At 71.3% G+C, this 8,515-nt stretch carries 8 protein-coding genes; 2 read left to right on the top strand and 6 right to left on the bottom strand.

Annotation, left to right across the window (positions count from 1 at the left end):
- The 6 genes from GA0115259_RS25015 to hrcA form a co-directional block, all read right to left on the bottom strand.
- The coding region (locus GA0115259_RS25015) for a tetratricopeptide repeat protein (protein ID WP_093601203.1) at positions 1–744 on the bottom strand (744 nt) is incomplete at its 3' end.
- Positions 745–790: 46 nt separating this feature from the next.
- Positions 791–2,071, bottom strand: a complete 1,281-nt coding sequence (locus GA0115259_RS25010; protein WP_093601201.1) for an ATP-binding protein — start codon at positions 2,069–2,071, stop codon at positions 791–793.
- 160 nt (positions 2,072–2,231) lie between these two features.
- On the bottom strand, positions 2,232–2,969 hold the full coding sequence (locus GA0115259_RS25005) for a 16S rRNA (uracil(1498)-N(3))-methyltransferase (protein WP_093601199.1): 738 nt from the start codon (positions 2,967–2,969) through the stop codon (positions 2,232–2,234).
- Positions 2,966–4,087 (bottom strand): nitronate monooxygenase, encoded by a 1,122-nt coding sequence (locus tag GA0115259_RS25000; protein WP_093601197.1) that lies wholly within the window; start codon positions 4,085–4,087, stop codon positions 2,966–2,968. Before GA0115259_RS25000 ends, GA0115259_RS25005 begins: the two co-directional genes overlap by 4 nt.
- Positions 4,088–4,314: 227 nt before the next feature.
- Complete coding sequence (dnaJ, locus tag GA0115259_RS24995) at positions 4,315–5,451, bottom strand: molecular chaperone DnaJ (protein WP_093601195.1); 1,137 nt, start codon at positions 5,449–5,451, stop codon at positions 4,315–4,317.
- Complete coding sequence (gene hrcA / locus GA0115259_RS24990; RefSeq protein ID WP_093601192.1) at positions 5,452–6,468, bottom strand: heat-inducible transcriptional repressor HrcA; 1,017 nt, start codon at positions 6,466–6,468, stop codon at positions 5,452–5,454.
- Between the two features lie 241 nt (positions 6,469–6,709).
- Here hrcA and GA0115259_RS24985 point away from each other — a divergent pair, with 241 nt between their 5' ends.
- Together GA0115259_RS24985 and GA0115259_RS24980 are read left to right on the top strand one after the other, a co-directional pair.
- The gene (locus tag GA0115259_RS24985) at positions 6,710–7,510 is read left to right on the top strand and encodes an MBL fold metallo-hydrolase (protein ID WP_093601190.1); all 801 of its coding nucleotides are present in this window, start codon (positions 6,710–6,712) and stop codon (positions 7,508–7,510) included.
- A 33-nt stretch (positions 7,511–7,543) separates the two neighbouring features.
- On the top strand, positions 7,544–8,371 hold the full coding sequence (locus GA0115259_RS24980; protein ID WP_093601188.1) for a DUF3097 domain-containing protein: 828 nt from the start codon (positions 7,544–7,546) through the stop codon (positions 8,369–8,371).
- Positions 8,372–8,515 lie beyond the last annotated feature (144 nt).

Here is an 8,515-nt window from a genome sequence, read left to right as displayed (position 1 = left end):
CGGGCCCGCCGTGCCGAGGACGGAGACGACGAGCCCGGCCAGCGCGATCCAGCGGGCGCCCGCCGCCACGCCCCAGGCCATGGACTCCAGATTGAACCGGGCGTCCCGGTCCGCCGTGTCCAGGGCGGCGGCCGTGGCGAAGCCCTCCGCCGCCGCGCTCCACGCGCCGCGCCGCCGCCACCTGTGTCCCATGCTCAGCATCGCCAGGTTGTTGTGCGCCTCGCTGCTCTGCGGATTGAGGCGCAGCGCGGTGCGGTAGGCGAGTTCGGCGGTACGGAAGTCGCGCAGCCGGTGGGCGGTGACTCCGACGAGGAAGTGCGCGGCGTCGTGCTCCGGAGCGAGCTCGGCGGCCTGGCGGGCGACGGCGTAGGCCTCCTGGCGGCGGGAGCGGTCGCCGGAGCGGTCCAGGACCCAGGCGAGCGCCTGGTACGCGCCCCAGAAGAACGGCGCGAGCCGGATCGACTCACGGGCCGCCGCCTCGGCCTCCGCGTACCGGCCCGCGCCGGTGAGCAGTTCGGCGCGCACGATCCAGGCGGAGAGCTGGCGCGGATCGGCGTGCAGCGCCTCGTCCACCGCGCGCAGCGCCTCGGTACGGTCGCCGAGCGCATGGGTGCAGCGGGCGAGCAGGACCCAGGCGCGCGCGTCGCCCGGGTGTCCGGCGAGATGGGCGGACACGGTGGCGGCGGCCTGCTCGTAACGGCCCATCTCATGGAGCGCGTCGGCCCGCGTCAGCGCCTCGCTCACCGGACACGGCCGGTACTGAAGCCGCAGACCCCGGGGCGGCCCGCGCTCACAGCTTTCGCTTCTTCTTCAGATAGGCGAGGAGATCGTCGTACATACCGCCGTCGTTGGCGAACATGGCGACATTGCGCGCCGCCGCGAACCAGGGCTCCGTGGACGGCCGTACGTCCTTGGCCGCCGCCAGCAGGTCCGTCATATTGATCATGCGGACCGTGCCCGTACGGGCCGAGTCGAGCAGGGCGCTCTCCGCCGCCGAGTCGCACAGATGGGCGAGATCGGCGCCGGAGAAGTCCTCGGTGACCTTCACCAGCCTGCCCAGGTCCACGGATTCGATGGGCCGGTCGCGCAGGTGGTATCTGAGGATCGCCTCGCGGGCGGGCGCGTCGGGCGGCAGGACGAGCAGCGTGCGGTCGAGCCGTCCCGGCCTGCGCAGCGCGATGTCCACGTCCCAGGGCACATTGGTGGCGGCGAGCACGAACACGCCCTCGTTGACGGCGTCCACACCGTCGAGTTCGGTGAGGAGCTGGTTCACGGTGTTGCGCATCCCGCTGTGGTGCGTACGGCTCCGCTTGGCGCCCAGTGCGTCCAGCTCGTCCAGGAACACCACACAGGGCGCCTGACGGCGGGCGGTCTCGAACACCTCGTGCATATTGCGCTCGGAGTTGCCGATCCACATGTCCAGTACGTCGTTGACCGACACCGACAGGAATCCTGCGCCCAGTTCACCCGCGACGGCCCGCGCGATGAACGTCTTCCCGCAGCCGGGAGGACCGTAGAGAAGCAGGCCGCCACGCAGGCTCTTGCCGAAGAGCCTGCGCAGTTCGGGATTGCGCATGGGAGCGAGAAAGGCGGCTTCGAGGCGGTCCTTGACCTCCCGCATCCCGCCGACATCGGCGAGGCTCACGGAGCCGGGCGCGTCGATGTCCCAGGCGGAGACGGAGCCCGCGTCACCGCCGCCGTCGGCGGCGACCGGAGCCTCGGTGGCCGGCGCCGGGGAGTCCATGGCCCTCTCGGAGGTGACGAAGCGCGGCGGGACGGCGTCCTCGATCTCCCGCTCGGCCGCCGTCCAGTCGAATCCGCCCGGCTCGGACGGCGGTTGAGGCTGAAGGTCCGCCGGCGCTGTCGGGACACCCATCGCGCGCATCATCAACGCCCGCGCGTCGGCGTCGCCCGGCGCGTGCTGAAGCGCCACGGCCGCCTCGGTGACCGCCTGGTCCGAGTGGCCCGCGGCGAGCAGCAGCTCTGCGAGATGGAGCCGTAGCGGCACATCGTCGGGAGCCGCGGCCACAGCGGCGCGCAGGCTCCGGATCAGCGGAGACTCGTCGGACATACCGCCAGCCTACGAAGCGGCGGTGGGCCGCTGTCCAGCGGGTGGCGAGTACGGGCCGCGATGGTTGAACGGCGTTGAGCTGCGGCGGGCGACGTTGAGCGGCTGGTTTCGCACTACGGGCCGAGTCCGGGACCGTACGTCTCAGGACCAACCGTACGTCTCAGGACCAGCGGCCCGTGCGGCCGAGCAGCAGCGCCGTGGCCGCCGTCCCGGCGGTGGAGGTGCGCAGTACGGTACGGCCCAGCCGGTACGGCTTCGCGCCCGCCGCCGCGAACGCCGCCAGCTCCTCCGGGGACACGCCTCCTTCGGGCCCCACGACCAGCACGATCCGGCCATCGGCGGGCAGCGGCGCGGTGGCCAGCGGTTCGCTGCCCTCCTCGTGCAGTACGGCGGCGAAGTCCGCGTCCGCGAGCAGCGCGGCGATCTGCTTGTCCGTCATGGGACCGGTCACCTCGGGAAAGCGGAGCCTGCGCGACTGCTTGCCCGCCTCGCGCGCCGTGGCCCGCCACTTGGCCAGCGCTCTGGCGCCTCGCTCGCCCTTCCACTGGGTGATGCAGCGCGCGGCCTGCCAGGGCACGACCGTGTCGACACCGGTCTCGGTCATCGTCTCGACGGCCAGCTCACCGCGGTCGCCCTTGGGCAGTGCCTGGACGACCGTGATTGCGGGCGAGGGCGCCGGCTCGGTCCGTACCTCCGTGACCGTCACATCCAGCCGGTCCTTGCCCTCGACGGCGGCGACCGTCCCGTACGCGCCGGTGCCCGCGCCGTCCGTCAGTACGATTTCCTCACCGACACGCAGCCTCCTTACGGAGACGGCGTGGCGCCCTTCGGAGCCGTCGAGCGTGACCGTACCCACGCGCAGCGCGCCGTCCTCGACGACGAAAACCGGAGCGGTCACGAGGCGGTGCCCACGCCGTTGCCCTGCCCACTGCCTTGCCCATTGCCCGGGCCGGATGCCAATGAGGCCCTGGTCGCTTCGAGTTCGGCCTCCAGCACCTCGACAAGCTGGCCGGCGGGCAGCTCACGGGCCATCCGGTGGCCCTGTCCCGCCCAGAGCGCCATGCCCTGCGGATCGCCCACCCGGGCCGCGGCCTTGCGCAGTCCGGAGGTGAGATGGTGCACCTCCGGATAGGCGGCCGGAGCGTACGGGCCGTGCTCGCGCATGAAGCGGTTGACCAGACCACGGGCAGGGCGGCCGGAGAACGCCCGCGTCAGCTCGGTCCGTACGAACAGCGGGTTGGTCATGGCCTGTTTGTGCAGCACGTTCGCGCCGGACTCCGGGCACACGAGAAACGCCGTACCGAGCTGCGCCGCGTCCGCGCCGGCCGCGAGCGCCGCCGCGATCTGACCGCCGCGCATCAGCCCGCCGGCGGCGATGATCGGAAGCTGTACGGCCTCCTTGACCTGGGCGATCAGCGAGAGCAGCCCGATGCCGACGCCGACGCCGTCGATGGCCGGATCGTCGCGGTGCGTGCCCTGGTGTCCGCCGGCCTCGATGCCCTGGACGCAGACGGCGTCGGCGCCCGACCACTGCGCGGTCGCCGCCTCCTCGGGCGTGGTCACCGTGACCACGGTGTACGTCCCGGCACGGGCCAGGGCGTCCAGCGTGGATCTGCTCGGGCAGCCGAAGGTGAAGGAGACGACCGGCACCGGGTCGTCGAGCAAGATCGCGAGCTTGGCCTCGTAACCGTCGTCCCGTCCGGCGTCGGGATCGCCGAGCGGTGTCTCGTACCAGGTCGCCTCACCGGCGAGCTGATTGCGGTAGACCTCGACGGCCGCGCGGTCGGCGCTCTGCTGCTGCGGCATGAAGAGATTGATCCCGAAGGGCTGACCGGTCAGCCCGCGCAGCTGTTTGACCTCTTCGTACATACCGTCCGCCGTCTTGTACCCGGCGGCGAGGAAACCGAGACCGCCCGCCTCGGAGACCGCCGCGGCGAGCTGGGGGCAGGAGGCCCCACCCGCCATGGGGGCCTGCACGATCGGATACCGGCAGAGATCGGTCAGTGCGGAGGACATGGAGGCATGGTGCCATGCCGTCCGTGACAGCTCCGAATCGGTGTCGTGACTGGCATGTGCCATGGAAAAGGCCGCGCAAAAAGGCCGACGTCCAGAGAAATCCCTGGACGTCGGCCCATGGCCTTCGGCCCGTCCGGCCCGGCACCTGGCCGCACGGACGGTTCACCTACCGACCGTTGGCAGTGCCCACCCGGGGGACCACCCCCGGACCCCCGGCCGACACCCGGCTACCGACCGTTGAACGCATCCTTCAACCGCGAGAACAAGCCCTGCTGCCCAGGCTGGAACTGGCCCGTAGGGCGTTCCTCGCCGCGCAGCTGCGCCAGTTCGCGCAGCAGCCGCTCCTGCTCCGGGTCCAGCTTCGACGGAGTCATCACCTCGACATGCACGATCAGATCGCCTCGGCCGCCACCGCGCAGATGCGTGATGCCGCGCCCGTGCAGCGGGATCGACTGGCCCGACTGCGTGCCCGGCCGTACGTCGATCTCCTCCAGCCCGTCCAGCGTCTCCAGCGGACACTTCGTGCCCAGCGCCGCCGCCGTCATCGGGATGGTGACCGTGCAGTGCAGATCGTCGCCGCGCCGCTGGAACACCGCGTGCGCCAGCTCATGGATCTCGACATACAGATCACCGGCGGGACCGCCGCCAGGCCCGACCTCGCCCTCGCCCGCGAGCTGGATACGGGTGCCGTTGTCGACACCGGCCGGGATCTTGACCGTGAGCGTACGGCGCGAGCGGATACGTCCGTCGCCCGCGCACTCGGGACACGGCGTCGGCACGACCGTACCGAAGCCCTGGCACTGCGGGCACGGCCGCGAGGTCATGACCTGGCCCAGGAAGGACCGGGTGACCTGCGAGACCTCGCCACGGCCACGGCACATGTCACAGGTCTGCGCCGAGGTGCCGGGCGCCGCGCCCTCGCCGGAACAGGTCGTACAGACCACGGCCGTGTCGACCTGGATGTCCTTCGTCGTACCGAAGGCCGCCTCGTTGAGGTCGATCTCCAGCCGGATCATCGCGTCCTGGCCGCGCCTCGTCCGCGACCGCGGGCCGCGCTGCGACGCCGTACCGAAGAACGCGTCCATGATGTCGGAGAAGTTGCCGAAACCACCGGCTCCGAAGCCGCCGGGGCCACCGCCGCCGTTCGCCGAGAGCGGATCGCCGCCGAGGTCGTAGACCTGTTTCTTCTGCGGGTCCGACAGCACCTCGTACGCGGCGTTGATCTCCTTGAAGCGCTCCTGCGTCTTGGGATCGGGATTGACATCCGGATGCAGCTCGCGCGCGAGCCGCCGGAATGCCTTCTTGATCTCGTCCTGAGATGCGTCGCGGCGTACGCCTAGTACGGCGTAGTAGTCCGTGGCCACTTACGACTCCGCCAGGATCTGTCCGACGTAACGTGCCACTGCGCGTACCGCTCCCATCGTTCCGGGGTAGTCCATGCGGGTCGGTCCGACCACGCCGAGTTTGGCGACTGCCTCGTCGCCCGAACCGTAGCCGACCGCGACGACGGACGTGGAGTTGAGTCCCTCATGGGCGTTCTCGTGCCCGATACGTACGGTCATGCCGGGATCCTTGGCCTCGCCGAGCAGCTTGAGGAGCACCACATGCTCCTCCAGCGCCTCCAGCACCGGCCGGATGGTCAGAGGGAAGTCGTGTCCGAAGCGGGTGATGTTGGCCGTACCGCCGATCATCAGCCGCTCCTCGGTCTCCTCGACCAGGGTTTCGAGCAGGGTCGCGAGCACGGTGGACACCACGCCGCGGTCCTCCTGCTCGAACGAGTCGGGCAGGTCCTGCACGAGCTGCGGGACATCCGCGAAGCGGCGCCCGACGATCCGGCTGTTGAGCCGGGCGCGGAGATCCGCGAGCGAGGTCTCGCCGAAGGGCGCGGGAGCGTCGACCATACGCTGCTCGACCCGTCCCGTGTCCGTGATCAGGACGAGCATCAGCCGGGCGGGCGCGAGCGCCAGCAGCTCCACGTGCCGCACCGTCGAGCGCGTCAGCGAGGGGTACTGGACAACGGCGACCTGCCGGGTGAGCTGCGCCAGCAGCCGTACCGTACGGCCCACGACATCGTCCAGATCGACGGCGCCGTCCAGGAAGTTCTGGATGGCCCGGCGCTCCGGCGAGGAGAGCGGTTTGACACCGGCCAGCTTGTCGACGAAGAGCCGGTAGCCCTTGTCCGTCGGGATGCGTCCCGCGCTGGTGTGCGGCTGGGCGATGAAGCCCTCGTCCTCCAGCACCGCCATGTCGTTGCGGACGGTCGCCGGTGAGACACCGAGCTTGTGGCGCTCGGTGAGCGCCTTGGAGCCGACGGGCTCCTCGGTGCCGACATAGTCCTGGACGATGGCGCGCAGCACCTCAAGTCTGCGTTCGCTGAGCATGGCGCACACCTCCAGCTCTGGTCGTCGTTCCCGGCCCGGTACTCACTTCTTGGCCTGTTCGGCACTCTTCCAAGCACTCGTCGGCACTCGCTTTGGCACTCACTCACAAGGAGTGCCAGCACTCCCCCCGTAAGTGTACGGCCGTGGGGTACGCCCGGAGCAAGGGCGGCCGAACACGGTACCGCCCGATCAGGCCCATCGGCGAAGGCGCCGTTTCCGTAGCGTCCCGTAGCGTCCTGGTATGGACCTCTGTTGGGAAGAACACGGCTGGGAGCGGCTGGGAGCGGGAGTGGGACGGCGACGGCTGCCGCGGTGGGACGCCACGGCCGGACTGGTCGTCGGCGCGGACGCCGTCCTGCTGTACGACACGGGCTCGACGGTCCGTGAGGGCGCCGAACTCGGCGCGGAGGTGCGGGCGCTGCTGGGCGGCGGGCGGCACGTGACGCATATCGCACTCAGCCATCCGCACTTCGACCATGTGCTGGGGACGGCGGCGTTTCCGGAGGCGGAGGTGGAGGTGTACGGAGCGGTGGGCATGGCGCGGCTGATGGCGGCGGGCGGGCCGGGGCCGTCGGGCCTGTACGAGGAGGCCGTACGCCTCGGGGCGGACGCGGAGGAGACGGCGCGGGCGGTGGAGGCGCTGGTGCCGCCTCGGCACGAGGTGTCGGGGCTGTTCACCTTGGAGCTGGGTGGCGACCGGCGGGCGGTGCTGGTGAATGCCGGTCCGGGTCATACGGCGCACGATCTGGCGGTGCTGGTGGCGGAGGCTTCGGTGGACGCTTCGACCGGCACTTCGGCGGGTGCGTCAGAACGCGCCTCGGTGGCTCGCTCCGTGGTTTTCTGCGGCGATCTGGTGGAGGAGTCCGGTGAGCCGCAGGCGGGCCCGGACGCGATCCCGGCGCGCTGGCCGGCCGCCCTGGACCGGCTGCTGGCACTGGGAGGAGAGGACGCAGCGTATGTACCGGGCCATGGCGCGGTGGTGGACGCGGCGTTCGTACGGGCACAACGCGACGCGCTGGCGGCGCGGTTCGGGGTGTCGTAGCCGTACCGGCCCGTGCCGCCTATCGTCTTGCGAATGCGTAGCTACAGCCCCGATCTGACGCCTCCGTGGAAGAAGTCCACGCCCGCGCCCGAGGTTCCGGCGGAGCCGGATCCGGATCTGGTGGTCGAGGAGGTGTCGACGGGCTTCTGCGGTGCGGTGGTCCGCTGCGAGAAGACCGCGGAGGGCCCGACGGTGACGCTGGAGGACCGGTTCGGAAAGCACCGGGTGTTTCCGCTGGTTCCTGGCGGGTTTCTGCTCGACGGGCGGGTGGTCACGCTGGTACGCCCGACGGCGGCGGGCCCGGCGCGCCCGACCCGTACGGCCTCCGGCTCGGTGGCCGTGCCCGGGGCCCGTGCGCGGGTGGCGCGGGCCGGCCGTATCTACGTCGAGGGCCGGCACGACGCGGAGCTGGTGGAGAAGGTGTGGGGCGACGATCTGCGCGTCGAGGGCGTGGTCGTCGAGTATCTGGGCGGTATCGACGATCTCCCGGCCGTCGTCGCCGAGTTCGGCCCGGCACCGGACGCGAGACTGGGCGTCCTGGTCGACCATCTGGTACCGGGCTCGAAGGAGTCCCGTATCGCGGCGGCGGTGACCGGCCCGGACGTCCTGGTGGTGGGTCATCCGTACATCGACGTCTGGGAGGCGGTGAAGCCGTCGTCGGTGGGCATCCCGGGATGGCCCTCGGTCCCGAGAGGCGAGGACTGGAAGACGGGCGTCTGCCGCGCGCTGGGCTGGCCGCAGAACACGGGAGCGGCGTGGCAGCACATCCTGTCCCGGGTCCGGACCTACCGGGACCTGGAACCGGCGCTGCTGGGCCGGGTGGAGGAACTGATCGACTTCGTCACGACGCCCATGCCCTGAGGGCCCCGGAGAGGGGTCTCTCGCTCCCGGCGGGGGCGGCGGCGCCACGCCACGCGGAACGCGTCCGGCACCCACCCCGGCGCCCGGCGCCGGGGTGGGGAAGCCTTCCCCACCCGCCACACCCCGTGCGGGCCGTACACGCGT

It is taken from the genome of Streptomyces sp. MnatMP-M17 (assembly GCF_900091995.1).
Taxonomy (GTDB): Bacteria; Actinomycetota; Actinomycetes; order Streptomycetales; family Streptomycetaceae; genus Streptomyces.
The sequence above is the reverse complement of the archived record's forward strand: the minus strand, read 5'-3'. Positions and strand labels throughout refer to the sequence as shown.

Bases quoted from the DNA above. Each gene is read 5' to 3' on its own strand.
- GA0115259_RS25010 (WP_093601201.1), bottom strand. From the start codon at position 2,071: ATGTCCGACGAGTCTCCGCTGATCCGGAGCCTGCGCGCCGCTGTGGCC.
- GA0115259_RS25000 (WP_093601197.1), bottom strand. From the start codon at position 4,087: ATGTCCTCCGCACTGACCGATCTCTGCCGGTATCCGATCGTGCAGGCC.
- hrcA (WP_093601192.1), bottom strand. From the start codon at position 6,468: ATGCTCAGCGAACGCAGACTTGAGGTGCTGCGCGCCATCGTCCAGGAC.
- GA0115259_RS24985 (WP_093601190.1), top strand. From the start codon at position 6,710: ATGGACCTCTGTTGGGAAGAACACGGCTGGGAGCGGCTGGGAGCGGGA.
- GA0115259_RS24980 (WP_093601188.1), top strand. From the start codon at position 7,544: ATGCGTAGCTACAGCCCCGATCTGACGCCTCCGTGGAAGAAGTCCACG.